32 protein-coding genes are annotated in these 23,036 nt (G+C 61.7%); 10 read left to right on the top strand and 22 right to left on the bottom strand.

The window, feature by feature from the left end:
• The first annotated feature begins 73 nt into the window (after nucleotides 1-73).
• Nucleotides 74-1,498, top strand: coding sequence for a succinylglutamate-semialdehyde dehydrogenase (gene astD, locus SJY33_RS07170; RefSeq protein WP_379921945.1), 1,425 nt, complete (start codon nucleotides 74-76; stop codon nucleotides 1,496-1,498).
• Here astD and SJY33_RS07175 read toward each other — a convergent pair.
• Nucleotides 1,476-2,138, bottom strand: coding sequence for a hypothetical protein (locus SJY33_RS07175; protein ID WP_379921946.1), 663 nt, complete (start codon nucleotides 2,136-2,138; stop codon nucleotides 1,476-1,478). The genes astD and SJY33_RS07175 overlap by 23 nt on opposite strands.
• Nucleotides 2,139-2,543: 405 nt before the next feature.
• On the opposite strand from SJY33_RS07175, the gene rarD reads away from it, so the two are divergent.
• Nucleotides 2,544-3,452, top strand: a complete 909-nt coding sequence (rarD, locus tag SJY33_RS07180) for an EamA family transporter RarD (RefSeq protein ID WP_379921947.1) — start codon at nucleotides 2,544-2,546, stop codon at nucleotides 3,450-3,452.
• Here rarD and pyrC read toward each other — a convergent pair.
• Nucleotides 3,444-4,481, bottom strand: a complete 1,038-nt coding sequence (pyrC, locus tag SJY33_RS07185; protein ID WP_379921950.1) for a dihydroorotase — start codon at nucleotides 4,479-4,481, stop codon at nucleotides 3,444-3,446. The two genes, rarD and pyrC, sit on opposite strands and share 9 nt — an antisense overlap.
• Nucleotides 4,482-4,519: 38 nt before the next feature.
• On the opposite strand from pyrC, the gene SJY33_RS07190 reads away from it, so the two are divergent.
• A complete protein-coding gene (locus SJY33_RS07190; protein WP_379921952.1) occupies nucleotides 4,520-5,254 on the top strand; it encodes a YgfZ/GcvT domain-containing protein in 735 nt (244 codons plus the stop codon).
• Here SJY33_RS07190 and SJY33_RS07195 read toward each other — a convergent pair.
• From SJY33_RS07195 to rplU, 4 genes are all read right to left on the bottom strand, one after another.
• Nucleotides 5,251-5,847, bottom strand: a complete 597-nt coding sequence (locus SJY33_RS07195; RefSeq protein ID WP_379921954.1) for a TetR/AcrR family transcriptional regulator — start codon at nucleotides 5,845-5,847, stop codon at nucleotides 5,251-5,253. The genes SJY33_RS07190 and SJY33_RS07195 overlap by 4 nt on opposite strands.
• Before the next feature lie 49 nt (nucleotides 5,848-5,896).
• Nucleotides 5,897-6,406, bottom strand: coding sequence for a GNAT family N-acetyltransferase (locus tag SJY33_RS07200; RefSeq protein WP_379921956.1), 510 nt, complete (start codon nucleotides 6,404-6,406; stop codon nucleotides 5,897-5,899).
• A gap of 240 nt (nucleotides 6,407-6,646) precedes the next feature.
• Nucleotides 6,647-6,916, bottom strand: a complete 270-nt coding sequence (rpmA, locus tag SJY33_RS07205) for a 50S ribosomal protein L27 (RefSeq protein ID WP_379921958.1) — start codon at nucleotides 6,914-6,916, stop codon at nucleotides 6,647-6,649.
• Between the two features lie 14 nt (nucleotides 6,917-6,930).
• Nucleotides 6,931-7,311: a 50S ribosomal protein L21 gene (rplU, locus tag SJY33_RS07210; protein WP_379921960.1), complete on the bottom strand. Its 381-nt coding sequence runs from the start codon at nucleotides 7,309-7,311 to the stop codon at nucleotides 6,931-6,933.
• Nucleotides 7,312-7,547: 236 nt separating this feature from the next.
• On the opposite strand from rplU, the gene SJY33_RS07215 reads away from it, so the two are divergent.
• On the top strand, nucleotides 7,548-8,060 hold the full coding sequence (locus tag SJY33_RS07215) for a hypothetical protein (RefSeq protein WP_379921962.1): 513 nt from the start codon (nucleotides 7,548-7,550) through the stop codon (nucleotides 8,058-8,060).
• Nucleotides 8,057-8,746, top strand: coding sequence for a Crp/Fnr family transcriptional regulator (locus tag SJY33_RS07220; RefSeq protein WP_379921964.1), 690 nt, complete (start codon nucleotides 8,057-8,059; stop codon nucleotides 8,744-8,746). The genes SJY33_RS07215 and SJY33_RS07220 overlap by 4 nt, the downstream gene beginning before the upstream one ends.
• A gap of 51 nt (nucleotides 8,747-8,797) precedes the next feature.
• On the opposite strand, the gene SJY33_RS07225 is transcribed toward SJY33_RS07220, so the two are convergent.
• Nucleotides 8,798-9,235, bottom strand: coding sequence for a hypothetical protein (locus tag SJY33_RS07225; protein WP_379921966.1), 438 nt, complete (start codon nucleotides 9,233-9,235; stop codon nucleotides 8,798-8,800).
• Between SJY33_RS07225 and SJY33_RS07230 the strand changes: the two genes are divergently transcribed.
• Nucleotides 9,227-9,367 carry a hypothetical protein gene (locus SJY33_RS07230; RefSeq protein ID WP_379921968.1) on the top strand — a complete coding sequence of 47 codons (141 nt, stop codon included), beginning with the start codon at nucleotides 9,227-9,229 and terminating at the stop codon, nucleotides 9,365-9,367. The two genes, SJY33_RS07225 and SJY33_RS07230, sit on opposite strands and share 9 nt — an antisense overlap.
• Before the next feature lie 84 nt (nucleotides 9,368-9,451).
• Here SJY33_RS07230 and SJY33_RS07235 read toward each other — a convergent pair whose 3' ends face one another.
• The 15 genes from SJY33_RS07235 to coxB all read right to left on the bottom strand — a co-directional run bounded on the left by SJY33_RS07235 (nucleotide 9,452) and on the right by coxB (nucleotide 20,738).
• Nucleotides 9,452-9,925: a molybdenum cofactor biosynthesis protein MoaE gene (locus SJY33_RS07235; RefSeq protein WP_379921969.1), complete on the bottom strand. Its 474-nt coding sequence runs from the start codon at nucleotides 9,923-9,925 to the stop codon at nucleotides 9,452-9,454.
• Entirely contained in the window at nucleotides 9,925-10,164 is a 240-nt protein-coding gene (locus SJY33_RS07240) for a MoaD/ThiS family protein (RefSeq protein ID WP_379921972.1), read from the bottom strand. Before SJY33_RS07240 ends, SJY33_RS07235 begins: the two co-directional genes overlap by 1 nt.
• A gap of 1 nt (nucleotide 10,165) precedes the next feature.
• A complete protein-coding gene (gene moaA / locus SJY33_RS07245; RefSeq protein WP_379923542.1) occupies nucleotides 10,166-11,185 on the bottom strand; it encodes a GTP 3',8-cyclase MoaA in 1,020 nt (339 codons plus the stop codon).
• A 40-nt stretch (nucleotides 11,186-11,225) separates the two neighbouring features.
• Nucleotides 11,226-11,540 carry a Rossmann fold domain-containing protein gene (locus SJY33_RS07250; RefSeq protein WP_379921974.1) on the bottom strand — a complete coding sequence of 105 codons (315 nt, stop codon included), beginning with the start codon at nucleotides 11,538-11,540 and terminating at the stop codon, nucleotides 11,226-11,228.
• A 7-nt stretch (nucleotides 11,541-11,547) separates the two neighbouring features.
• Nucleotides 11,548-11,934 carry a dihydroneopterin aldolase gene (locus SJY33_RS07255; RefSeq protein ID WP_379921976.1) on the bottom strand — a complete coding sequence of 129 codons (387 nt, stop codon included), beginning with the start codon at nucleotides 11,932-11,934 and terminating at the stop codon, nucleotides 11,548-11,550.
• 60 nt (nucleotides 11,935-11,994) lie between these two features.
• Nucleotides 11,995-12,879, bottom strand: a complete 885-nt coding sequence (locus SJY33_RS07260; protein ID WP_379921978.1) for a class I SAM-dependent methyltransferase — start codon at nucleotides 12,877-12,879, stop codon at nucleotides 11,995-11,997.
• Nucleotides 12,880-14,292 (bottom strand): threonine synthase, encoded by a 1,413-nt coding sequence (gene thrC / locus SJY33_RS07265; RefSeq protein ID WP_379921980.1) that lies wholly within the window; start codon nucleotides 14,290-14,292, stop codon nucleotides 12,880-12,882.
• 12 nt (nucleotides 14,293-14,304) lie between these two features.
• Nucleotides 14,305-14,865 (bottom strand): SURF1 family cytochrome oxidase biogenesis protein, encoded by a 561-nt coding sequence (locus SJY33_RS07270; protein ID WP_379921983.1) that lies wholly within the window; start codon nucleotides 14,863-14,865, stop codon nucleotides 14,305-14,307.
• The gene (locus tag SJY33_RS07275; RefSeq protein ID WP_379921985.1) at nucleotides 14,862-15,233 is read right to left on the bottom strand and encodes a DUF983 domain-containing protein; all 372 of its coding nucleotides are present in this window, start codon (nucleotides 15,231-15,233) and stop codon (nucleotides 14,862-14,864) included. The genes SJY33_RS07270 and SJY33_RS07275 overlap by 4 nt, the downstream gene beginning before the upstream one ends.
• On the bottom strand, nucleotides 15,233-16,105 hold the full coding sequence (locus SJY33_RS07280) for a cytochrome c oxidase subunit 3 (protein WP_379921987.1): 873 nt from the start codon (nucleotides 16,103-16,105) through the stop codon (nucleotides 15,233-15,235). Before SJY33_RS07280 ends, SJY33_RS07275 begins: the two co-directional genes overlap by 1 nt.
• A 38-nt stretch (nucleotides 16,106-16,143) precedes the next feature.
• A complete protein-coding gene (locus SJY33_RS07285; RefSeq protein ID WP_379921989.1) occupies nucleotides 16,144-16,743 on the bottom strand; it encodes a cytochrome c oxidase assembly protein in 600 nt (199 codons plus the stop codon).
• Nucleotides 16,743-16,874, bottom strand: coding sequence for a hypothetical protein (locus tag SJY33_RS07290; RefSeq protein ID WP_379921991.1), 132 nt, complete (start codon nucleotides 16,872-16,874; stop codon nucleotides 16,743-16,745). Before SJY33_RS07290 ends, SJY33_RS07285 begins: the two co-directional genes overlap by 1 nt.
• A complete protein-coding gene (locus tag SJY33_RS07295; protein ID WP_379921993.1) occupies nucleotides 16,871-17,797 on the bottom strand; it encodes a heme o synthase in 927 nt (308 codons plus the stop codon). Before SJY33_RS07295 ends, SJY33_RS07290 begins: the two co-directional genes overlap by 4 nt.
• 114 nt (nucleotides 17,798-17,911) lie before the next feature.
• Complete coding sequence (gene ctaD, locus SJY33_RS07300; protein WP_379921995.1) at nucleotides 17,912-19,636, bottom strand: cytochrome c oxidase subunit I; 1,725 nt, start codon at nucleotides 19,634-19,636, stop codon at nucleotides 17,912-17,914.
• Between the two features lie 37 nt (nucleotides 19,637-19,673).
• Complete coding sequence (gene coxB / locus SJY33_RS07305) at nucleotides 19,674-20,738, bottom strand: cytochrome c oxidase subunit II (RefSeq protein WP_379921997.1); 1,065 nt, start codon at nucleotides 20,736-20,738, stop codon at nucleotides 19,674-19,676.
• Between the two features lie 243 nt (nucleotides 20,739-20,981).
• On the opposite strand from coxB, the gene pyrE reads away from it, so the two are divergent.
• The 4 genes from pyrE to acpS are packed head-to-tail and all read left to right on the top strand — an operon-like array spanning nucleotide 20,982 to nucleotide 23,000.
• A complete protein-coding gene (pyrE, locus tag SJY33_RS07310) occupies nucleotides 20,982-21,563 on the top strand; it encodes an orotate phosphoribosyltransferase (protein WP_379921999.1) in 582 nt (193 codons plus the stop codon).
• Complete coding sequence (locus SJY33_RS07315; protein ID WP_379922001.1) at nucleotides 21,560-22,315, top strand: pyridoxine 5'-phosphate synthase; 756 nt, start codon at nucleotides 21,560-21,562, stop codon at nucleotides 22,313-22,315. The genes pyrE and SJY33_RS07315 overlap by 4 nt, the downstream gene beginning before the upstream one ends.
• A gap of 2 nt (nucleotides 22,316-22,317) precedes the next feature.
• The gene (locus SJY33_RS07320) at nucleotides 22,318-22,602 is read left to right on the top strand and encodes a pyridoxal phosphate biosynthetic protein (RefSeq protein ID WP_379922003.1); all 285 of its coding nucleotides are present in this window, start codon (nucleotides 22,318-22,320) and stop codon (nucleotides 22,600-22,602) included.
• Entirely contained in the window at nucleotides 22,599-23,000 is a 402-nt protein-coding gene (acpS, locus tag SJY33_RS07325; RefSeq protein ID WP_379922005.1) for a holo-ACP synthase, read from the top strand. Before SJY33_RS07320 ends, acpS begins: the two co-directional genes overlap by 4 nt.
• Nucleotides 23,001-23,036 lie beyond the last annotated feature (36 nt).

Genomic DNA, 23,036 nt, shown 5'->3' on the forward strand with positions numbered 1-23,036 from the left:
ATCTTTTCGGCCTTGGCCGGGATAGGGCGCGAAAGGGTGTCGAGGTTAAAACAAACAGGTAGATAGCGTCACAATGGACCGCAATACGCCCGACAATATCCTGATTTCCACCGAACCTGCGAACGGGGAGGAACTGTGGCGTGGACCGATCAGCGATGTCGATGCCGCGGTATCGCGGGCCCGCCGCGCATGGGCTGCCTGGGCTTCGCGCTCGCTGACCGACAGGATCGGGATCCTGCGTGTCTTTTCCAATATCGTGAAGCGCGAGAGCGAGGAGCTGGCCGAACTTATCGCACGCGAGGCGGGCAAGCCCCTGTGGGAAGCGCGCAATGAAGTCGACGCCGTCGTGGGCAAGGTCGATATCGCGGTGCAGGCCTATGCCGAACGCACCGGCAAGAAGAAGTTCGATTCCGGCATCAACGGCAGCGCCGCCGTGCGCCACAAGCCCCATGGGGTGATGGCGGTTCTGGGACCGTACAATTTTCCCGCGCACCTTCCCAACGGCCATATCGTCCCGGCGCTGATTGCGGGCAACGCGGTGTTGTTCAAACCTTCGGAAAAGACCCCTGCGGTTGGGGAGGCGCTGGTATCCGCGTTCTGCCGGGCCGGGGTTCCTGAAGATGTGATCCAGCTTGTCATCGGCGGCCCGGACGAAGGCAAGGCGCTGGTCGCGCATCCCGGTGTTGACGGCGTGCTGTTCACAGGCTCGGCGCAGGCTGGCATCGCCATCAACCGGCGGCTTGCCAACAATCCGGGCAAGATCGTCGCGCTGGAAATGGGGGGCAACAATCCCATTGTCGTGATCGACACCCCCAAGCTGACGGACGCTGCGGCCTTGATTATCCAGAGCGCGTTCACCACCGCGGGCCAGCGGTGCACCGCGGCGCGCCGTCTGATCGTTAAGGAAAGCATTTACGATGCGCTGATGGCCGAACTGGTGCCGATGACACGCCGGCTGATGGTGGGGGACCCCCGCGGCGAACCGCAACCGTTCATGGGCCCCGTCATCGACAACGACACCGCCGATCGTCTGTCGGAAAGTTTCCTTGCGCTGATAACCGCAGGCGGGCGGGCGCTGCTCCACATGCGCCGCACCGTTCACGACCTGCCCTTTCTCAGCCCCGGAATCATCGATGTGACCGAGATTCCGGAACGGCCCGACATCGAATTGTTCGGCCCGCTGCTGCAGGTGGTGCGCGTGTCCGATCTCGACAGCGCGATCGCCGAAGCCAACAACAGCCGTTACGGGTTGTCGGCATCGCTGATCGGCGGAAGCCCGGATGATTACGGCCGCTTCTGGGCCAATATCCGTGCCGGGATAATCAACTGGAATTCCCCCACCAACGGCGCATCTTCCAAGGCGCCATTTGGCGGAATCGGTCTGTCAGGCAACCATCGTCCGGCGGCCTACTATGCCGCAGATTACTGCGCCTACCCTGTTGCCAGCACCGAACTGGATCAGCCGCGCGCGTCAATCATGGTCGGTCTGCGACCCTGATGCGCGCGGTTGAAGGCGCCCGATAGACAAGGGTGATACCGGTCAGCCCATTGGCAGCCATTCGGACATGCGCAACCATCGTTTCGCCATCGCCGCCGAACGCAGCGATGCTTTGTCCCGGCGTGGCAAATCGCTTGGCCCGCAACCCGGCACGCACTGCGCGGGTGTAGTGGAAGAGCAGCACATCGTCCGGCAGTGCTGCGGTCTGATAGCGAAGTATCCGCACCCGGCACCCGGGCGCATCCACACCGCCAGCCTGGCTTACCATACCGCGCGGCGGCACCGCCGCGACCCGGGGAAGGCTGGCAGCGTATGCAAAGTTTTCTTCGATCAGATCGACGCAACCGGGCGGCGCGCCAACCGCCGCCAGCAACTCTGTCGCACCCGTCATCGGGCCCAGGATCTTGCCACCGGAACCGGCTTCGGCGGCGGGAAGATCTGGGATCGGCCCATCGTTGAGCAATTCCAACCGCAACGCTTCGCGCGCGCGGTCTGTGGTTTCGCGATTGACCGCGAAAACCGGCAAAGCCGCCGAATCGACGAAGCCAAGCGCCGCGTTGGCAGGATTGACGCTGGCGAGATCGGGATCGCTCATCAAAGGATCATGCAGCGCGCGGGCAATCACCGGATCTTGCGTCATGATCTGCGATTGCTCCGGTCCCGCTTCATCGGAACAAGAACAGCCTGCGATGAACAAGCAGATCAAAGGGACAAGCACGCGGCGCATGGTGCTGCCGTGACACAAGATGGTTTACGCCGCGCTTACAAACATACAAAAACGCCTCCGGGATCGTAAAACCCCGGAGGCGCCTTTCGCATATGCATAGGAGCATACACGCCGGCGACCATTTGGTGGGAATGGCCGCAAGTCCGACAAGCCCCCCCCGACGCATTGGCGCGGCAAGGCGGGGCCCCGAATTATCGTTCATGTATAAGCATGTTAAAATGAACAGAAGCGCGACAGCCATGACAGCCACCATTCATTGCAGCAGGCTGATGAAGGTTGCTTGCGCAGCGGTGCAGTGCCCCCTAACGCCGCCGGGCGATGCCGAACCCAGACCCCCAGCCAGCACCCGCCGTTTCCGGACTTGCCCCTGCGCTTGGCGCCTATCTGATCTGGGGTTTCCTGCCGCTTTATCTGCTGTTGGTGCAAACCGTCCCGCCATTTGAATTCGTCGGCTGGCGCATCATCTGGACGTTGCCGCTGTGCCTTGCCATCGTGGCATTCCGCCGCCAGTTTCCCGAACTTCTGGCAGCCTTGAAATCGCCCCGCACCCTGCTGGCCTTGCTGGCAAGCGCGGTGCTGATCGGGATCAACTGGTTCGTTTACATCTGGGCGATTATGGCAGGCGAGGTTTTTGCCACGTCGATCGGATATTATCTCAACCCGCTGTTGAATGTGTTACTGGGAACACTGGTTCTGGGCGAAAAACTGTCGCGCCGCCAATGGCTTGCTGTGGGTATCGCTGCGGTTGCGGTGGCGTTGCTGGCGGCGGGCGCACTGACAAGCCTGTGGATCAGCCTGACGCTGGGCTTCAGTTTTGGGCTGTATGGACTGGTGCGCAAACAGGTTGCCGTGGGCTCGTTGCCCGGCCTCACCATCGAAAGCGCAATTCTGCTGCTTCCTGCGATGGGAATTGCTGCATGGTATGCTGCCAGTCCGCAGGGGTCAGCTTTTGGGCAGGATGCCTGGATGAACATTCTGATCATCGTTTCGGGGGTGGTTACGGCTGTGCCGTTGCTGTTGTTCGCGATTGCAGCCCGCCGGATGGACTATTCGACGCTGGGCTTCCTGCAATACATCGCGCCCACCATCGTGTTTTTTCTGGGGCTGTTCGTGTTTAAGCAGCCGCTCGCACCGGTCAAATTGGTCAGCTTCGTGCTGATCTGGATCGCAGTGGCGATCTTTGCATCCGACCTTTGGGCCAAGCGGCGCGGCGCCGCCTTAGCCTAGGAACTTCCAGCCCAGTGTGGCTCCGCCATGCCATGGCACGATTTCTTCGCCCGCGACATGCAGGCATGATGGTACCAGCAGTTCACCACGCTCCAGCGTTACGCTGTCTTCGTTGACCGGCAGTTTGTAAAAGGCCGGGCCGTGCAGCGATGCAAAGCCTTCAAACCGGTCAAGCGCGCCCTCTTCATCGAACACCGTGACATAGCTTTCCAGCGCGAAGGGCGCGCCGAAAATGCCCGCGCATCCACATGCGGCTTCCTTGGCGCGACGCAGATGGGGTGCGCTGTCTGTGCCCAGAAAGAATTTCGGGCTGCCACTGGTGGCGGCGCTGCGCAGCGCAAGGCGGTGTTCTTCGCGCTTGGCCACCGGCAGGCAATAATTGTGCGGCTGGATGCCGCCCACCAGCATCGCGTTGCGATTGATATGGAGATGCTGGGGCGTGATCGTGGCGGCCACCTGCGGGCCCGCCTGCATCACGAAATCGACCGCATCGCGTGTGGTGATATGTTCAAACACCACACGCAGCTTTGGAAAATGCGCAACAATTGCCTGCAGGTGCCGGTCGATGAAGGCTTTTTCCCGGTCGAACACGTCGATGTCGTGATCGGTCACTTCGCCATGAATGCACAACACGATGTCCTCAGCCTCCATCCGGGCGAGCACCGGGTAGAGATTTTCGATACTCGTCACCCCGGCGGCCGAATTGGTCGTGGCATTGGCCGGATAGATCTTGGCGGCCGTGAACACGCCTTCCGCCGCGCCGCGCGCCAGATCGTCGGCATCGGTGCTGTCGGTGAGGTAGCAGGTCATCAGCGGCGTAAACTGCACTCCTTCGGGCACCGCGGCCATGATCCTGTCGCGATAGGCCGCGGCCAGCGCCGCGGTCGTCACCGGCGGGGTCAGATTGGGCATCACGATCGCCCGCGCAAACTGGCGCGCCGTATAGGGAACGACATCGCGCATTACGGCGCCGTCGCGGAAATGCAGGTGCCAGTCATCGGGGCGGCGGATCGTGATGCGGTCGGTCATGCCTTTCCCTTAGCGGCGCACGGGCCTATCTGTCACGCATGACAGCAACGCATCTTGCCCACCGCGCCCTTGTCCGCCTGACCCCGCTGGATGACGGCGAAGATGTTGCCGCGTTCCTGCAAGGTCTGGTGACAAACGACGTCAAGGGGCCGCTGCCATGCTATGCTGCGCTGCTTTCCGCGCAGGGCAAACACCTGTTCGATTTTCTGGTGTGGCCCGATGCGGCGGGGCTGCTGCTGGATTGCGAGGCGGCGGTGGCGGATGAGCTGATCAAGCGCCTGTCGATGTACCGTCTGCGCCGCCAGATCGATATCCGCCGCGATGATTCGCTGGGCGTCCACTGGAGTCCGGTTCCCCGACCCGGCGCTGTGCCCGATCCCCGACTGCCCGAACTGGGATACCGCTGGCTGGCCGCAGCAGACGGCGAAAGCGCAGATGGCGCATGGAATGCGCACCGCCTGTCGCTTGGGGTGCCCGAAGGACGCACCGACATGGGCGACATCCTGTGGCTTGAAACCAACGCCGCCGAACTGAACGGCGTCAGCTTCACCAAAGGATGCTATGTCGGGCAGGAAAACACCGCCCGCATGAACTGGCGGCAGAAGGTGAACCGGCGTCTGGTGGCCGTGCCGCTCGCCCTGTCGCAAGACGCGCGGCAGGTGGCGGCGTACCCCGACATGGGATGGGCGATCGACCACCTTAGGGTCGAAAATCTCGATCCGGACACGCTCCCCGCTTGGCAGCGCGCAGGTGTCGTCGTGTCTGAAGGTTAGGCCACCTGATGTTCGGCGAGGCTCGCTTCAAGCATCGCCGTGGCCCGTTCGCGCGCAGCGTCGCGGGGCAGTTCAAGTGATTTTGCCAAAGCCCCGCCAATCAGCGCATCGCCCAATGCCATCAGCACCAGGCTCAAGGTTTCGCGGTGCAGACGGCGCTCGGCCACGTGCTCGGGCGGTTCGGAAGGCGCAAGTTCATCGAGCAGATCGTGAATGGTGGAAATAATCGGGTCGAGCGCGTCTTCATTGCCGGTCAGCAACATCCAGCTGGTCAAGGCGCCTGCACCTTCACGGTCAAAGGCATCGAAGGCCAGATCGACCACCTCGCGCGCGGACCCCAGCCCCGCTCTGGTGGCGTGAACCGCCTGCAGGATCGTTTCGCAAACCGATCGCGCCAGATGTTCAGCCAGCGCCTTCTGCAAGCCCGAGGCTGAGCCGAAGTGATGCAGAAGGTTGGCATGGGTGCGCCCGATCCGCGCCGATACCGCCTTCAGCGTGACCGATTGCGGCCCCGTTTCAATCAACAGCTGGCGTGCGGCTGATAAAGCGGAATTGCGGGATTCTTCGGGCGTTAACCGTTTGCGACTGACCATAGGTTTGCGGCACTAATCGGTTTTGCAGTCGCGAACAACCCGCGCCGCTTTACGCCGCGCGGGCGATGGGGGCCGGGTCTACGTCGGCCTCCCAATCAAGCGCATATTCCATCAGATCGCCCGCGCATCCCCGGCCCAGACTGTGGCGGCGGCTGACATGCCCCGTTGGCAGAAAGCCCAGCTTGCGCAGCACGCGGCCCGAAGCAGGATTGTCGGTGAAATGCCCCGCCGTGATCCGCGAATAGCCAATCGCCCGGGCGATCTGCAAAACCGCGCCAGCTGCTTCAGTGGCATAGCCCTGCCCCCAAAACGGGCGTGCGATCCAGTAGCCGATTTCGGGTTCGCCCTGCTGCTCGCCCAAACCGGCCGAACCGATCACGCCGATCCCCGGCAATGTCACCAGAAAATGCGGGAACCGCGGGTCCTGCGCGCGGCCGGCAAAGGCGCGGGCATCGGCAATATCGTAGGGCCACGGCACAAGCGCCAGATTGCGCACCACATCGCGGTCGCAGATGCCCGCCAGAATCGCCTCGCTGTCCTCGATGAAAGCGGGCCTCAAGAACAGTCTGTCACTGCGATGGAACACAAGCGATCTCCCTATCTCGCCAAGCGCACCCCTAGGGGCAACGCATGACAATTTCGTGGCCGCGAAACCGTGCGATTCCGGGGCGTTGCGAGGGAGAATACAAAAAGGGAGACAGACCCCCTCGGATGAGGACGGTCCTGTCTCCCTCTGAAGGCAGGTCTTGCACCTGCCGGGACCGTCCTGACCGGACGACCCCATGTACGAGTCGTCCGCTTATTCGGCGGCTTCCGCCATCGCATCGACCGACACATATTTGCGGCCGAGCTTGCCCGAATGGAATCGGACCTTGCCTTCGGCGAGCGAATACAGCGTGTGGTCCTTGCCCATGCCGACGTTCACGCCCGGATAGACGCGGGTGCCGCGCTGACGGATGATGATGTTGCCACCGATCACGTCCTGACCGCCGAACTTCTTCACGCCAAGGCGACGACCGGCCGAATCACGACCGTTACGCGACGAACCGCCTGCTTTCTTATGTGCCATGGTTCAGTCGCTCCTTATTCTGCGGCGGGCGCGGCATCGGCCTGCGCTTCGCTCGTGGTCTTCTTGGCAGCCGCCTTCTTGGCGGGCTTGGCACCTTCAGCGCCAACAGCCGTGATGCGCAGCAAAGTCATCTGCTGACGATGACCGTTCTTGCGGCGATAGTTGTGACGGCGACGCTTCTTGAAGACGATCACCTTTTCGCTCTTGGCCTGAGCGATGATTTCCGCCGAAACGGTCACCTTGCTCACGTCGGCGATGTCATCGCCTTCGCCGGCGAGCAGGATGTCGCCCAGCGTAATGGTGTCACCGGCTTCACCAGCGAGCTTTTCAACGGCAATCTTGTCTCCAGCGGCAACCCGGTATTGCTTGCCGCCAGTGCGCACTACAGCGAACATGGCTTTATACTCTCAAGTCTGTGCAAATCCGGCAGGGCCAACAAATGCCAAGCCAACCGAACGGCTATGCGAGGTCTGCGCGGATGCAGCCCCGGAAAGATGCGTGCCGTTAGGGGAAAGGCAGGCCCAAGTCAACGCCCACATATTCCCAATTCGGCCCTAATCGCCTGACGCGGTTCCCTGTGTTGTACCCTTTGCCATGCGTGGGCAGCATGCTAACAGATCAGGCGATCATTATGCATGAAAATTTGAAAAATTCGTTGGGTCTGGCGTGCATTGCCGCAACACTGGCAGGGTGCGCGGCCGATACGGGCCGCTATCCTTCGCTGGCAATGCGCGCATTTGAAAGCGGCCCGGTGCCTGTGGCGCCCGGCCCTGCCCAACCGATTCGCCCGCTTACCCCGCAGACCCGGATCGATGAACTGCGCGGTGCGGCAACCAGTTCCCATGCCGCTTTTGTCGCGCAGGAAGGCACGGCGGCGCGACTTGTGCGCGCTGCGGCGGGCCAATCCATCGAAAGTTCGGCGCGGGCCGCGGCGCTTGTTGCACTGGCCGATCTGGACGCCCGGCGCGGCGCCACGGCGAGCACGCTGGCGACCGTCGATCGGCTTGAGGCCGAAGCTGCCACCATGCTCAGTCCCGATCCCACGCTTGCCGCGGTACAAGCGGATATCGCAGCACTTGTAGAACGGCAGGATCAGACCATCGCGCGGTTGTGGGCCGCCATGGGGGCGGCGGGCGGGTCATGAACCTTGCGTGCAGCGCCTGCCCGGTCAGGGATACTGCCGCCTGCGCCGTCCTTACCCCCGAAGAACGCAGCGCCATGGCCGCAGCAGGCCGGACACGCACATTGAAGCGCGGCGAAATGCTGTTTGCCGCGGGTGACGAAGACGCGGCCTGCGCCACCTTGCTGACCGGCGCGCTGAAGGTTGCTGGCGTCGATCAAGATGGCAACGAACGGATTTATGCGCTGGTGCACCCGGCAGGCTTCATCGGCGAATTGTTCGCGCCCTTTGCCCATCACGATGTGGTGGCTTTGACCGAAAGCCAGCTGTGCACCTTTGCCCGCCGCGATATCGAACGCGCGATCGAAGATTACCCAGCACTGGCGCGCGCGCTGCTGCGCCGCAGCCAGGCCGATCTGCTGGCGACCCGCAACTTGCTGGAACTGACCATTCACGCCAGCGCCGAAGCGCGTCTGGCAGCGCTGCTGCATGATTTTGCCGCCGCGGCCAGCCAAAGCTCGTGCCATCTCGCCCCGCATTTCGAACTGCCGCTGACCCGCGGCGAGATTGCCAACATGCTCGGCCTCACCATCGAAACGGTCAGCCGCAAGCTGGGCGAGCTGGAAGATTTGGGTGCGATCCGGCGCGAAGGACGACGCGGCATTGCTCTGCTTGATCCAGCGATGCTTCACGATCTTTCAGGGCGGTAGCCGCGCGGGCCGCCGCCGCCCCGAAAGCTGGGATTTGTCCAATGGGGCCGATCAGGCCACGACCGCCGCAATCACCGCGACCGCTGCGCCCCAGACCACCAGCAAGACCGGCAGGATCAGCATCTGTACCGTTGCATCCCTGGCGGCGAGCCGCCCGGTCGCCGTCATGATCCCGCGCCTTGCAAACTCGCCCATCGTCGCAGGCGCACTGGTGTTGCCCGCCAGCCGCGTCCAGATTGCCGGAACGCCAAAGCCTGCGATGATGAAGCCGGCAAAGATGATCATGGGTATCGCCAGCACCGGATTGGCAAAGGCGGTCCAGGCGATCACCAGAAAGCCCAGATAGCATCCTACCGTCGCAGCGTAGAGCGCGGTTGGCAGGCCGAAATTGCGGTCGCTTTCGACCTGATTGCGGGCAAGAGGCGCCGCCGGTTGGGCAACAATTCGTGCGTCGCCGCTGGCAATGCGATCGCGGACGATATGGCTCATGCGAAAAATCCTTTCCTGCGTTGGAAAGGTGTCTATCCGGCCTGCGCGCTCGCCGCTTTGACCGCGATCAAACTGGCGGCGCGGGCGCGGATTTTCCTACTTGCTGGGACGCTGGCACAAATGGCGCGATGATCGGTTCAAGTGCCTGCACCTGCGTTTCCTTACCGTCCTGCCCCTGTATGCCTCCGCCGGTTTTTTCGTTCTATGGACAGTGTCTCACGTGTCTCCAACAGGCACCTGCCAGCGGGCAAGATCGGCATGGTCCTGATCGCGCGGTTCGATCCAGTGCCACACGCCCGCCCGCTTCTCGCGCTTCCAGAACCATGCGGCAGACTTCAGGTGATCCATGCAGAAATCGACCGCATCGATCGCACCACGGCGATGGCGCGCGGCGGCAGAAACGCAGACGATCGGTTCGCCAGGTAACATCACACCCACCCGGTGCACCATCAGCAGCCCCATCAAATCGAACCGCGCAAAGGCCCGGTCAGCCAGAGCGTGCATACCGGGCAGCGTCAGGGGTTCGTAATGGGTCAGCTCCAGCGCCTCGACACCGCCCTGTTCCTGGGCATCATGCCGCACTTCGCCCACGAAGGTGCACACGCCCCCCAATCCCGGATTGGCCTGCGTGAAAGGGCCGATCAGCGTGCCGGGAATGAACATCCGGGTCAGCAGGCGGATATCGCGCATCACCCCCCCGATACAGGCGGCAGAAGCGCGATCTCGTCGCCCGCATTCACGTGCAAATCGCGCTTGTCCGCCAGCAGGGCGCCGTTGATCGCGATGCGGTTGCGCGGATTGTCGATTGCCTCGGCAAGCGCAGCGGGTAGCGCGGCCTTCAGCCCCGCCCAGTCAAGCGGGCCTGCCAGCGACAAGACGGGCGCGCCGCCAAGGTCGGCCAGCTTGCCCAGCAGCACGACCGTGATCATGTCAGCCCCCCGTCATCGACATATGCCGCACCGTCGCAGGATCGGCCCCGCGCGCGTCCATGCGGAAATGGTGCTTCTCCGGCTTGATCCGAAGCGCTTCATCCAGCGCAGCCGCCAGATTGGCCTCCGGCGTGTCCGACCGCAGCGCGCTGCGCAGATCAACCTGCTCACCCCCGCCAAGGCATGGATAGAGCTGCCCCGTCGCCGTTACCCGCAACCGGTTGCAGCCTGCGCAGAAGTTGTTGGTATGCGGCGTGATGAAGCCCAGCCTGCCGCCGGTTTCGGCAATGTCGACATAGCGCGAAGGCCCGCCGGTGGCATAGGCGCTGTCGGTCAGCGTCCAGCGTGTTTCCAACGCGGCGCGCACAGTGCTGAGAGGCAGATACTGGTCGAGCCGTTCTTCCTCGACATCGCCCAGCGGCATCACTTCGATCAACGTTACGTCATGCCCGTTTGCGTGGCCCCAGGCGATAAGATCGGGCAGTTCAGCCTCGTTCACGCCTTTCAACGCCACGACGTTGAGCTTGACCGCGATCCCGGCGGCCTTGGCGGCAGCGATCCCTTCCAGCACCTGCGGCAGGCTGTCGCGCCGAGTAAGCCGCGCAAACTTGGCCCGGTCAAGCGTATCGAGCGAAACGTTGATGCGGCGCACGCCCGCCTTTGCCAGGGCTTCGGCATGGCTTGCCAGTTGCGTGCCATTGGTTGTCAGCGTCAGTTCCGCCAGATCATGCCCCACCCTTCGCCCCAGCATGGCGAACAGGTCAAGGATATCGCGCCGCACCAGCGGCTCCCCCCCGGTGATCCGAATCCGCGTAACGCCGCGCGCGATGAAGCCGGCCGCAAGGTCATGAAGTTCCTCAAGGCTCAGCACGTCCTTCTTGGGCAGGAAGGTCATGCGTTCGGGCATGCAATAGGAACACCGCAGATCGCAGCGATCTGTCACCGAAAGGCGCAGATAGGTGATGCGCCGATGAAAGCGATCGACCAGTGGCCGTCCCTGCCCTGCCGGGTCGGGCAGCATGAGACGATCGGGTCTGCGGGGCGCGGTGGTTGGCACAGCGTCACTCATGACAGATGAGATACTGCCCTGTCACCCCCGGCGCATCGGCCAGAAAGCGTAAAGTGGTGTCACGTGCGTCTCCTTCACGGCCGGACACGACATTCACCCGCTTGGGCGTTGCTTCCCGGGCAAGATCGCGGGCCAGCGCAAGCCGCCAGTCGCGGTGGTCATGCGGCGCAGGCGGCAGAAGGATCACCAGAGCCGTAGACGCTGGATCGTTCAGCATCCTGCGCGCTGGTTGCAGATGGTCGGCCATAAACGCGATCGAGGCATCCAGCGCACTATCGGGCAGCCGGTCAACGTCGATCCGCAGCATCACAATATCAGCTCCCGTCGACCAAGGGCCGTTCGCGATGCAGCGTGATGCCAATCTGTTCGCTGCCTTCTGCAATGGCCAGCTTGACGATCTTGACAGTCACCGCCTCAACCCGCGCATCCTGCACGAACAGGGTTTCGCAGATATGATCAGCCACCGCTTCGATCAGCTTGAAATGCACACCCTGCGGCAGACCGCCGCTGGCAGCAAATTTGAGGTCCATGTAGTTCTTGCTGGCATCAAGCGGCGTATCGGGATCGTACCGATCCGCGATCTGATACCGCGCAGCAATCGAGATCCGCAGCGGTTGGGGCTGGCCAGTCTCTTCGGAATAGATGCCGGTCAGGACATCGACGACGAGATCGTTGACTTCAAGAGTAAGGGTATCACGCATCGCGAGGCCGTTGGCAGGATGGGGCGCGCAAGTCCAGCCTTGGCGCGCTGCACGCCCGGCCTAACGGTTCCATCGGGCAAAGATGGCGGTGGGAAGCAGACGGCCGCCCTCCCCGTCTTCGCGCACGGCAAGATCGCCATGTTCGATCGTGCCGGGGAGATGCGACAGCGCTTCTTGCAGCAGGCCGGCAATGGCAAGGCTGCTCATCCGCACGGCATAGACCGTAAGGAACAGGAAACGGCTGTCATTGTCGAGCAGCCGACCGCAATCGGTCACCAAACCAGCAAGATGTTCTTCCAGTCGCCACACCTCACCATCCGGCCCGCGGCCGAATTTGGGTGGGTCGAGGATGATCCCGTCATACCGTTTCTGGCGGCGCACTTCGCGTGCGGTGAACTTGGCCGCATCATCGGTAAGCCAGCGGACCGGGCGCGCTGTCATGTCCGAAAGATCGGCGTTCTCACGTGCCTGCGCCACGGACTTCTTCGACGCATCGACATGCGTGACCCGCCCGTGCCGCGACAAGGCCAGCGTGCCAAGCCCGGTATAGCCAAAAAGGTTGAGCGTTTCGGCATCGCTGACACCTTCCAACCGGGTTCGCATCCAATCCCACACCGGCGCCATATCGGGAAAGAACTGGAGATGGCGAAAGGGCGTGGGCCGCGCGGTAAAGCGCACATCGTCCCATGCCAGCGGCCAGCCATCATCGGGCAACCGTTCGCGAAACTGCCAACGCCCGCCGCCGTCCTCATCCGAGCCGGGGATGAACTCGCCCGCCGCGGGCCAATCGGAAAGGCGCGGATGCCACATGGCCTGGGGTTCAGGCCGGATGAAACTGCGCGAACCGAACGCTTCCCATTTGCGTCCATGCCCACTGTCCAGAAGGCGGTACGAATCCCACCCCTTGCACACCATTACCTGCGGTTGTTCGACAAGGTCTGCCATTTATGCCGCGCTGGTTGCCGCCGCATGCTCCAGCACATGATCGCGGGTGGTGGCATAATCGCCCGCCAATTCGACGAAGCTTTCCTCGCGCCCGAACAGATCACCGACGCGTGCTGGCAAGCCCGGGCGCATGCCGATGGCACGTTCGACCGCGTCGGGGAATTTAGCGGGATGCGCGGTGGCCAAAGTCACGATGGGAACGTCTGTTCGCAGCGTGGAGGCCGCCGCCTGGGCGCCGTGCAGACCAACGGCGGTGTGCGGGTCGATCACTTGCCCGGCTGCACGCCAGCACCATTGCAGCGCGCGCGCCGTGTCTGTCTGATCGGCACGGGTGCTGCTGAACAAGGCCGCTGCGCCTTGCGTTTGCGAATTGGTCAACTGCATCGCCTTGCTCGATTCAAAGCCATGCATCTGCGCGGCCATTGCCCCGCCATCTCGGCCGCCGGCATCGAACAACAGGCGTTCAAAGTTCGAACTGACCTGAATGTCCATCGAAGGCGTGATCGTGGCCGTGACCCCGCCGGCCGAATAGTCGCCAGTGGACAGCGCACGGTGCAGGATGTCGTTGATGTTGGTGGCAACGATCAGGCGTTCGATGGGAAGGCCCATCTTCGCCGCGACATAGCCTGCAAACACATCGCCGAAATTGCCGGTGGGGACGCTGTAGGCCACCGTGCGGTCGGGCGCGCCCAGCTGCAGTGCGCTGGCGAAGTAATAGACCACCTGCGCCATCAGCCGCGCCCAGTTGATCGAATTGACCGCCCCGAGGTTCAGCGTTTGCGTAACATCGCGATCGTTGAACATCCGCTTCACATGCGCCTGCGCATCATCGAAACTACCGTCGATCGCAAGGTTGTGAACGTTGGGCGCGCGCACTGTGGTCATCTGGCGGCGCTGCACATCGCTGACCCGGCCTTTTGGGTGGAGCATGAAGATCTCCACCCGCTCAAGACCCGCTACGGCCTGAATCGCGGCCGAACCCGTATCTCCGCTGGTCGCGCCGACGATGGTGAGTCGTTCGCCGCGCCGTTCAAGGAAGGTTTCGAACAACCGGCCGAGCAGTTGCAGCGCGACATCCTTGAATGCCAGCGTCGGCCCGTGGAACAGTTCGAGCAGCCAGTGCTGCTGATCGAGCTGCACCAGCGGCGTCACCGCGGCGTGGCCGAAATCGCCGTAAACCTTGTGGGTCATTGCGAGCAATTCGTCATCGGTCAGGCTGCCTGCAACAAAGGGCGCCATGATCCGCGCGGCCAGATCAGGATAGGCCAGCCCGCGCATCTCGCGGATGTCCGCTTCGCTGAAGCGCGGCCATTGGGCAGGCAGGTACAGGCCGCCGTCACTGGCAAGGCCAGCAAGCGTTACCCCTTCGAAATCGAGCGTCGGTGCGCTCCCGCGTGTCGATACGTAGTGCATAGCGCTTGCCGCCTAGCGCTGGCGGCGGCGCAATGCCAGCACGTAGATGACCAGCGCGGTCAGCGCGAAAAAGAACCACTGCCCGGCATAGGCAAGGTGGTTGTTGGGCAGATCGCCGGGATCGGGTTTGGCCATCGCTTTCAAACCAGCAACCGGCGGGTCAGCGACAAGGCGCGGTCCGGGCGCAATAACTCCCGTCAGCGCGCCCCCGGACCATGCAGGCTTGTTAAGGTCACGGCTAAAGCCAAGATCGACTGTGGCAATGACATTCCCGCTCAGTCTGCAGCCTGCCCGATGCACCCAGCCCTTTTGCCCGCTTGCCGCTGTGCCAGCGACCGGTTCGATCACGCTGACGCCAAGGCAATTGACGGCGCTGCGCCGAAACCACAATTCGGCGCCATCGCCCCCAATCGGGAACGGAACAACGGCGCTTTCGCCTGCGGCTGCGGTGTAACTGGCGAGAAGTTCCGCCTTCTCCGCCCTGCGTCCAAGTTGCCAAAAACCCAGAGCGATCATTGTGAGAACCGCCGCAATGACAATCATTGTCGCGAATACGGGGACACGGCGGCTCATGGCTGGCTCTCTTCGTATAGGTGATAGATCCACATCGTCTTGTAGAACCTGAGCCCGAACATCACCGCAGCAACGGTTGCCGGGCCCCAGAACAGCAGAGACACCCAGAGCGGCGGACGAAGCCAATCATCAACCCCCAGCGCGGCGAGGATCAGCACCAGCGCCAGCAGCATCGTCACCACCCCCACAAACCGCCCGCCGCGCTCCAGCTTGCGGAACTCGAGGCCGCAATGCGCGCATTCCTCCGCCAACCCCGCAGGCGCAGCGAACAGTGTCTTCGCGCCGCAGCGGGGGCACAAACCGGAAAGGGCAGCCGAGACTAATCCCGGCTGCCCCTTCTGTTCACTCGGACTTTCGTCCGGCGTCATCAATGGAATTCAGCGCCCCAACCGCCCCACACATAGATGGCGACGAACAGGAACAGCCACACCACGTCAACGAAGTGCCAGTACCAGGCAGCGGCTTCGAAGCCGAAATGCTGGCGCGGCGTGAAGTGGCCGAGATAGGCGCGGTACAAACACACGGCGAGGAAGATCGTACCGATCAAAACGTGGAAGCCGTGGAACCCGGTCGCCATGTAAAAGGCAGAGCTATAGGTGTTGCCGCCGAAGCCGAACGGCGCCGCGGCATATTCATAGGCCTGGATGCAGCTGAACAGCGCGCCCAGGGCAATCGTTGCCCACAGGCCCTGCTTGAGACCGGTGCGATCGCCGTGGATCAGCGAGTGGTGCGCCCACGTTACAGTGGTGCCCGAACACAGCAGGATCAGGGTGTTCAGCAACGGCAAAGCGAAGGGATCGAGAACTTCAAAACCTTCGGGAATGAACGACGCCACCGGCGCGCCTTCCTGATCGAACAGGCTGGTGGTCGCCCCCGTCGCAGCGTCGTAGGACAACGGAGTCGGGAACAGCGCAAAATCGAAGAAGCTCCAGAACCAACCTACGAAGAACATCACTTCGGATGCGATGAACAAGATCATGCCATAGCGCATGTGGAGCTGGACCACAGGCGTGTGATCGCCGCGCTGGGCTTCGACCACGATGTTCTTGAACCACATGAAGAAGGTGGCGATCAGGCCGGCAAGCCCCGCCCACATCACGATGCTCGACGCGCTGCCGAACAGATCAGGGTGAAAGCTCAATACCATCCCGGTGGTGAAAGTAAGCGCCGAGAACGATCCGACCAGCGGCCAGATATCGGGTTCGAGAATGTGGTAATCGTGATTTGGTTTGCCAGCCATTGGTCGTCGTTCCCGTCCCTGGGTTGTGCGTCAAAGGTTCAATTGGTGCGCGGACTGACCGGATCTACCGGGTCTTCCGCGCGGTGGAAAGTGTAGCTGAGTGTGATCTGCTCAACACCCTGCATGTTCGGATCATCCAGCATCGCAGGATCGACGAAATACAGAACAGGCATGGTCACTTCCTGCCCTGGCTGCAAGGTCTGTTCCGTGAAGCAGAAACACTGGATCTTGTTGAAATACTTGCCCGCAAATTCAGGTGTAACGTTGAAGGTCGCCATGCCTGTGATCGGCCGATCGCTGTTGTTGCGCGCCACGTAGGTTGCAATATCCCGCTCGCCGATGGCAATCGTGTCCGTAGGAGCGCTGGGATAAAAACTCCACGGCATATCCGACGGCACCGAAGCATCAAACCTGATCGAAATCATCTGACCTGTCGCGCCAGCCGCGGCCCGCTGCGCCTGGCTTTCGGTCGCGACCATCGTCGTTCCCCCAAAACCCGTCACCTGACAGAACAGACGATAAAGCGGCACCGAGGCATATCCCAACCCCAGCATCGCACACGCCCCCATGAACGCCAGCAATCCGACGCGCAAATTGCGACGGGCAGCATCGTCAGACACATGGGTGTGCGTTACCATCAGCCCGCATCTCCGATGCGAACGATGGTGATGGCGTAGAACAGCACGACAAAAAACAGAAGTGTGCCGGCGAGCACCCAGTTGCGCGCCTTTCGGCGGCGAAGGAATTCACGTTCTTCCTCGGGTGTCATGCGATCCACCCCTGATGTGCGGCCACGCGGTCAGCAACCAACGCGGCAAACAGCACGAAAAGATACACGATCGAATATTTGAAAAGCGTCTTTTCCGGCGCCATGGCGTCAACATCGGCGCGTGTGCGGGTCGCAACAGGCATTGCGAGCGCCACGAACAGCGCCGAAAGGACCACTGCGACCGAACCATAAATCCAGCTTGTGCCGCCGATATACCAAGGCGCGATGGCGATCGGGGCAAGCAGTAGGGTGTAGATCATGATCTGACGGCGCGTGACCTTTTCACCTGCAACCACCGGAAGCATCGGAATTCCGACCTTCGCATAGTCAGACTTGACGAACAGCGCGAGCGCCCAGAAGTGCGGCGGCGTCCAGAAGAAAATAATCGCAAACAACAAGATCGGCATCGCGGTAATTTCACCCGTCACTGCGACCCAGCCAATCAGCGGCGGAAATGCCCCGGCACCCCCACCAATAACAATGTTCTGCGGCGTGCGCGGCTTGAGCCACATCGTGTAAATGACCGCGTAATAGATCACTGCGCCCAGCAGCAGCGATGCTGCCAGCCATCCGATTGCTACACCCATCAGCGCGACGGATACGCCCGACAGGAAAATGCCGAAATCGCGCGCATCTTCACGCCGCATCCGCCCACCGGGAAGCGGGCGGTTCATCGTGCGCTTCATGCCAGCGTCGATATCGGCTTCCCACCAATGGTTGAGCGCGGCAGATCCGCCGGCACCCATCGCAATCGCCAAGATGGCAGTAAAGCCCAGCACCGGATGGATCGAGCTAGGCGCTGCCACCACACCGCAGATCGCGGTGAAGATAACCAGCGTCATCACCCGCGGCTTGGTCAGGGTGAAGAAGTCACGCCATTCCGTCGGGAGCATCGCTGTCGTCTGAGGAGCAGTTGAGGCCATGTCTGATCAGGTTTCCATCGGCAAGGAGCGCGGCTCATGAAAAGCCGCGCCCCCGCTTGTGTGTACATCCAGTCCGAGCAGCGGGGCTAAATCCAGCCCTGCCACCCGCCGCGATCAGGCCGTTACCGGCCGGTGATCGTGGTAGTCGTGCGCATCGGTAATAACCGGCAGCGTTTCAAACTGGTGGTAGGGCGGCGGGCTCGGCAGGGTCCATTCGAGCGTCGTCGCGCCTTCGCCCCAGGGATTGGCAGCCGCCTTCTTACCGGCCAGCAACGCATAGGCGATGTTGACGAAGAAGAAGATCATCGAACCGGCCATGATGTAGTACCCGAAGGTGCTGACCTGGTGCCAGAAGGTGAAAGCTTCCGCGTAGTCAGGATAGCGACGGGGCATCCCCTGCATCCCGAGGAAATGCTGCGGGAAGAAGATCACGTTCACGCCGACGAAGAAGGTCCAGAAGTGAATGTGGCTCAGCAGTTCGGAATGCATCCGGCCGCTCATCTTAGGGAACCAGTAGTAGAAGCCTGCGAACATCGAGAACACGGCGCCCATCGACAGCACGTAATGGAAGTGCGCGACCACATAGTACGTGTCATGCAGGTTGTCGTCGATCCCGCCATTGGCAAGAACCACGCCAGTCACGCCGCCTACGGTGAACAGGAAAATGAAGCCCATCGACCAGACCATCGGCGACTTGAAGCTGAGGCTACCGCCCCACATCGTTGCGATCCAGCTGAAGATCTTCACGCCGGTCGGCACCGCGATCACCATGGTCGCAGCAGTGAAGTACATCTTCGTGTTCACGTCGAGTCCGACGGTGTACATGTGGTGCGCCCAGACGATGAAGCCAACCACACCAATCGCGACCATCGCATAGGCCATGCCGAGGTAACCGAACACCGGCTTCTTCGAGAAGGTGGCGATGATCTGCGAGATCATGCCGAAGCCCGGCAGGATCATGATGTAAACTTCAGGGTGACCGAAGAACCAGAACAGGTGCTGATAAAGCACCGGATCTCCGCCACCAGCCGGATTGAAGAAGGTAGTACCGAAGTTACGATCGGTCAGCAGCATGGTGATGGCAGCCGCCAGAACGGGAAGCGCCAGCAACAGCAGGAAGGCCGTGACCAGCACCGACCACACAAACAGCGGCATCTTGTGCAGGGTCATGCCCGGCGCGCGCATGTTAAAGATGGTGGTGATGAAGTTGGTTGCACCCAGAATCGAGCCAGCGCCCGCAAGGTGCAGCGAGAAGATGGCAAAATCGACTGCCGGGCCAACCGAACCGCTGGTCGACAGCGGCGCGTAGACCGTCCAGCCGGTGCCCGCGCCGGGGCCGGTGCCGCCGGGAACGAACAGCGAGAACAGCAGGCTGAAGAAGCCGGCAACCGTCAGCCAGAAACTGACATTGTTCATCCGCGGGAAGGCCATGTCCGGCGCGCCAATCATCAGTGGCACGAACCAGTTGCCGAAACCACCGATCATCGCCGGCATCACCATGAAGAACACCATGATGAGACCGTGCGCCGTGATGAACACGTTCCACATGTGCAGTGCAGTGTTCAGATCATTGGCACCGCCCATGAATTGCGCCCACCATTGCAGGTACTGAATGCCTGGCTCTGCAAGCTCGACACGCATGATACCCGAAATCGCGCCACCTACGATCCCCGCGATGATCGCGAAGATGAGGTACATCGTTCCGATGTCCTTGTGGTTGGTCGACATGAACCAGCGGGCAAAGAAGCCCGGCTTGTGATCAGCGTGATCATGGGCGCCATGCCCGTGATCGTGATGCCCGGTATCGTGGGCGTCGAAGCCTTCTGCGGTGGTTGCCATGATCAGCTACTCTTCTGCTTCAAATATTTGTTCATTATCAACGCGCTGCAGCCGGTGCGGCAGCGGCATCGGGTGCGGCGACAGCATCATCGGCAGGCACTGTAGCCGGGTCAGCCGCATCTTCGCCGGGCATGGAGCCGCCCTGTGCTCTTACCCATGCAGCAAATTCCGCAGGGGGAAGCGCTTCGACAGCGATCGGCATATAGGCATGACGCGCGCCGCACAGCTCGGAACACTGGCCGTAATAAACGCCCGGCTCCTTGATGGTAAGCATCTTTTCATTGAGCCGCCCCGGCACCGCGTCCATCTTGAACCACAGCGAGGGCACAGCAAAGGCATGGATCACGTCAGACGCGGTGGTCTGGATTCGCAGCGGGACACCCGCAGGAACGACCATGCGATTATCGACCGCCAACTGCCCAGGCTCCCCGCGGCGAACAGCCTCGCCTTCGTCGAGCATGTTCGAAATCACTTCGATGTCACCGTGGTCGGGATAGTTGTAACCCCAATACCACTGATAACCGGTTGCCTTGATCGTTACCGCATCGGCTGGCGGCGTTTCGTACTGACGCGCAAGCAGCGTGATCGACGGCACGGCGATGATAACCAGGATGATCACTGGAACGATGGTCCAGATCACTTCGATCGCGGTGTTATGCGTCGTGCGCGATGCGACGGGATTGCGGCGACGGTTAAACCGCACCACCACATAAAGCAGCAGACCCAGCACAAGCAGACTGATCGCGGTAATCACCGGCATCAGAATTCCGTCATGCATCCACTGGGCATATTCGCCGATGTCGGAATACTGATCCTGAAAGGTCATGCTGTCCAACGCGCCGTCTTCGTAAGACGTCGGCATGCCCTTGCCCTTTGTCGGGGCCATGGGGGTGTAAGCACCCTCCCCAGCAGTTGCGGCAGAGGCTTCAGCCGGAGTGAGATTTCCCACCCCTGCTTCGGCACCCGGCGCCGTCTGCGCGCCATCGACCTGACCGGCGTCAGCCGATGTGACAGCGGGGGCAGCAGCATCCTGCGCCGCAACCCCAAGCGGCGCAAATGCCGCAAGCCCGGCAGCGACTGCCGCCAGAATAGCCTTTTTCATACGGGTGTGCCTTTGACCCATTACAAGTGCCCAAGTGGTTCTAGTCTGATCCCATACTGCCCGCCGCTCGATCTTGAAAGACCCGCTACAGACAGCGCGTGGCTCACCCTAAGGCAAGCTTCACTGTGCCCTTAGCCGCGCTTGCCGGGGGCCTCAAGCGCTTCTAGGGAGAAAATTATGCAAGGCGCCATGTCCGGCGCGCAAGTCTTCATTTTCTTCCATGTTTTGTAGGGGTTTCGTGACGTGACACAAGACGAGGTTCTGGCGGAATTCCGCGATTCCGGAGCGTTGCTCGAAGGCCACTTCAAACTTTCGTCAGGCCGCCATAGTGCCCACTACCTACAATGCGCGCGCGTTCTGATGAATCCCGCCCGTGCCGCCCGGCTGGCCGAGGCGATTGTGGCCGGCATTCCTGCGGATGTTCTGCAACGTGTCGACGTGGTGGTTTCGCCCGCAATGGGCGGTATCATTATCGGCCACGAAGTCGGCCGAGCTCTGAATAAGGATGCGCTGTTTCTCGAACGTCCCGAAGGTGTCTTCCACCTGCGTCGCGGTTTCGCCCTGCGGCCCGGGGCCAAAGCCTTGATGGTAGAAGACGTAGTGACAACCGGACTATCCAGCCGCGAGGCGATTGCTGCCGTGACACGTGAGGGGGGCGAGGTGATCGCCGAGTGCGCAATCATCGACCGTTCATGCGGTTCGGTCGATCTGGGCGTGCCGTTCTACCCTCTGCTCGCCATTGATTTTCCCACCTACGCACCCGAATCCCTTCCCGAGGCGTTGGCACGTATCGAAGTGACAAAGCCCGGAAGCCGGAAAGAATGAACCAGACCCTACACCCCCGCCCTCTTCGCCTTGGCGTCAACATCGATCATGTTGCCACCATTCGCAATGCACGTGGCGGCGATCACCCCGATCCGGTGCGCGCGGCCGAGATCGTCGCGGCTGTAGGCGGAGATGGCATCACCGCGCACCTGCGCGAGGATCGCCGCCATATCCGTGACGAAGATTTGGCGCGTATTCAGGCCGCGACCAATCTGCCCCTTAACCTGGAAATGGCAGCCACACCCGAAATGCTCGCCATTGCGATGCGTCACAAACCCCACGCTGCCTGTATTGTCCCTGAAAAGCGCGAGGAACGCACAACCGAAGGCGGGCTTGATGCGGCAGGCATGCACAACACCTTGGCGCCGATGGTTCAAGAACTGCGCGCCGCTGACATCCGCGTATCACTCTTCATCGAGGCGAACGAACGCCAGCTCGATGCTGCGTTAAGGCTGGGCGCGCCCGTGGTGGAATTTCATACCGGCGAATATGCTCATGCCTTCATCGCCGGCGATCGCGAGCGGGTGGAACGCGAGTTGCGCCGCATTGCGGACATGGCCGCGCTGGCTGCAAAAAACGGGATCGAACCTCATGCAGGCCACGGCCTGACATTTGAAAATGTACAGCCAATTGCTGCTATTCCGCAGATTGCCGAACTCAATATCGGTCACTACCTGATCGGAGAGGCGGTGTTTGTCGGGCTCGAAAACGCAATCCGGCGCATGCGCGAATTGATGGATGATGTGCGTTAGACATGAACAGCCCCGAATTGCCTGATCTGACGAGCCAACAGAAACGATGGGCATTTGCAGCAGCAGCGCTGTTTCTTGTCGCTGTCGGATTTCTTGGTTTTGCGCTGAATGCGCAGGTCATGGTCGTTTTTGCTGTCGGCTGGCTGGTGTTGCAGATTTTCGGATTCGTGGGCGCGCTCAAGATGGCAAAGGGCGATTTTGCCCATCCCTTGTTCAAATCGCAGGTAATGCTGCACACCATTGCACTGGCGCTGCTTGCGGCGATAATCGTGAAAGCCTTCAAATGATCATCGGCATGGGAAGCGATCTTTGCAATATCGAGCGGATCGCCAACTCGCTGGCCCGATACGGCGAACGCTTTGAAAAGCGCGTCTTCACTCCGACCGAAATCGCCAAGGCGCAGCGCCGCCCTTTCACTATTGCCGGAACCTATGCCAAGCGGTTCGCTGCCAAGGAAGCCTTCTCCAAGGCTGTTGGCACCGGCTTCCGGCGGGGCGTGTTCATGAAGGACATTGGCGTGGTCAACGCACCTTCAGGTGCGCCGACACTGGCGCTGACCGGCGGCGCGGCTTTGCGGCTTGAAGAAATGATCCCAAACGGCCATGAGGCGCGCATTCATCTTACTCTTACCGACGATCACCCCTGGGCGCAGGCCTTTGTGATCATCGAAGCTCTCCCCCTTTGACCGGCCGTTTCCCAAGGCCAGCATTGAAAGCCCGCA

Origin of the sequence: Erythrobacter sp. R86502 (assembly GCF_042466465.1) — a bacterium.
Taxonomy (GTDB): Bacteria; Pseudomonadota; Alphaproteobacteria; order Sphingomonadales; family Sphingomonadaceae; genus Erythrobacter.

Bases quoted from the DNA above. Each gene is read 5' to 3' on its own strand.
- astD (WP_379921945.1), top strand. From the start codon at position 74: ATGGACCGCAATACGCCCGACAATATCCTGATTTCCACCGAACCTGCG.
- SJY33_RS07175 (WP_379921946.1), bottom strand. From the start codon at position 2,138: ATGACGCAAGATCCGGTGATTGCCCGCGCGCTGCATGATCCTTTGATG.
- rarD (WP_379921947.1), top strand. From the start codon at position 2,544: ATGCCGAACCCAGACCCCCAGCCAGCACCCGCCGTTTCCGGACTTGCC.
- pyrC (WP_379921950.1), bottom strand. From the start codon at position 4,481: ATGACCGACCGCATCACGATCCGCCGCCCCGATGACTGGCACCTGCAT.
- SJY33_RS07190 (WP_379921952.1), top strand. From the start codon at position 4,520: ATGACAGCAACGCATCTTGCCCACCGCGCCCTTGTCCGCCTGACCCCG.
- SJY33_RS07195 (WP_379921954.1), bottom strand. From the start codon at position 5,847: ATGGTCAGTCGCAAACGGTTAACGCCCGAAGAATCCCGCAATTCCGCT.
- rpmA (WP_379921958.1), bottom strand. From the start codon at position 6,916: ATGGCACATAAGAAAGCAGGCGGTTCGTCGCGTAACGGTCGTGATTCG.
- rplU (WP_379921960.1), bottom strand. From the start codon at position 7,311: ATGTTCGCTGTAGTGCGCACTGGCGGCAAGCAATACCGGGTTGCCGCT.
- SJY33_RS07215 (WP_379921962.1), top strand. From the start codon at position 7,548: ATGCATGAAAATTTGAAAAATTCGTTGGGTCTGGCGTGCATTGCCGCA.
- SJY33_RS07220 (WP_379921964.1), top strand. From the start codon at position 8,057: ATGAACCTTGCGTGCAGCGCCTGCCCGGTCAGGGATACTGCCGCCTGC.
- SJY33_RS07230 (WP_379921968.1), top strand. From the start codon at position 9,227: ATGGCTCATGCGAAAAATCCTTTCCTGCGTTGGAAAGGTGTCTATCCG.
- SJY33_RS07225 (WP_379921966.1), bottom strand. From the start codon at position 9,235: ATGAGCCATATCGTCCGCGATCGCATTGCCAGCGGCGACGCACGAATT.
- SJY33_RS07235 (WP_379921969.1), bottom strand. From the start codon at position 9,925: ATGCGCGATATCCGCCTGCTGACCCGGATGTTCATTCCCGGCACGCTG.
- SJY33_RS07240 (WP_379921972.1), bottom strand. From the start codon at position 10,164: ATGATCACGGTCGTGCTGCTGGGCAAGCTGGCCGACCTTGGCGGCGCG.
- moaA (WP_379923542.1), bottom strand. From the start codon at position 11,185: ATGCTGCCCGACCCGGCAGGGCAGGGACGGCCACTGGTCGATCGCTTT.
- SJY33_RS07250 (WP_379921974.1), bottom strand. From the start codon at position 11,540: ATGCTGCGGATCGACGTTGACCGGCTGCCCGATAGTGCGCTGGATGCC.
- SJY33_RS07255 (WP_379921976.1), bottom strand. From the start codon at position 11,934: ATGCGTGATACCCTTACTCTTGAAGTCAACGATCTCGTCGTCGATGTC.
- SJY33_RS07260 (WP_379921978.1), bottom strand. From the start codon at position 12,879: ATGGCAGACCTTGTCGAACAACCGCAGGTAATGGTGTGCAAGGGGTGG.
- thrC (WP_379921980.1), bottom strand. From the start codon at position 14,292: ATGCACTACGTATCGACACGCGGGAGCGCACCGACGCTCGATTTCGAA.
- SJY33_RS07270 (WP_379921983.1), bottom strand. From the start codon at position 14,865: ATGAGCCGCCGTGTCCCCGTATTCGCGACAATGATTGTCATTGCGGCG.
- SJY33_RS07275 (WP_379921985.1), bottom strand. From the start codon at position 15,233: ATGACGCCGGACGAAAGTCCGAGTGAACAGAAGGGGCAGCCGGGATTA.
- SJY33_RS07280 (WP_379921987.1), bottom strand. From the start codon at position 16,105: ATGGCTGGCAAACCAAATCACGATTACCACATTCTCGAACCCGATATC.
- SJY33_RS07285 (WP_379921989.1), bottom strand. From the start codon at position 16,743: ATGGTAACGCACACCCATGTGTCTGACGATGCTGCCCGTCGCAATTTG.
- SJY33_RS07290 (WP_379921991.1), bottom strand. From the start codon at position 16,874: ATGACACCCGAGGAAGAACGTGAATTCCTTCGCCGCCGAAAGGCGCGC.
- SJY33_RS07295 (WP_379921993.1), bottom strand. From the start codon at position 17,797: ATGGCCTCAACTGCTCCTCAGACGACAGCGATGCTCCCGACGGAATGG.
- ctaD (WP_379921995.1), bottom strand. From the start codon at position 19,636: ATGGCAACCACCGCAGAAGGCTTCGACGCCCACGATACCGGGCATCAC.
- coxB (WP_379921997.1), bottom strand. From the start codon at position 20,738: ATGAAAAAGGCTATTCTGGCGGCAGTCGCTGCCGGGCTTGCGGCATTT.
- SJY33_RS07315 (WP_379922001.1), top strand. From the start codon at position 21,560: ATGAACCAGACCCTACACCCCCGCCCTCTTCGCCTTGGCGTCAACATC.
- SJY33_RS07320 (WP_379922003.1), top strand. From the start codon at position 22,318: ATGAACAGCCCCGAATTGCCTGATCTGACGAGCCAACAGAAACGATGG.
- acpS (WP_379922005.1), top strand. From the start codon at position 22,599: ATGATCATCGGCATGGGAAGCGATCTTTGCAATATCGAGCGGATCGCC.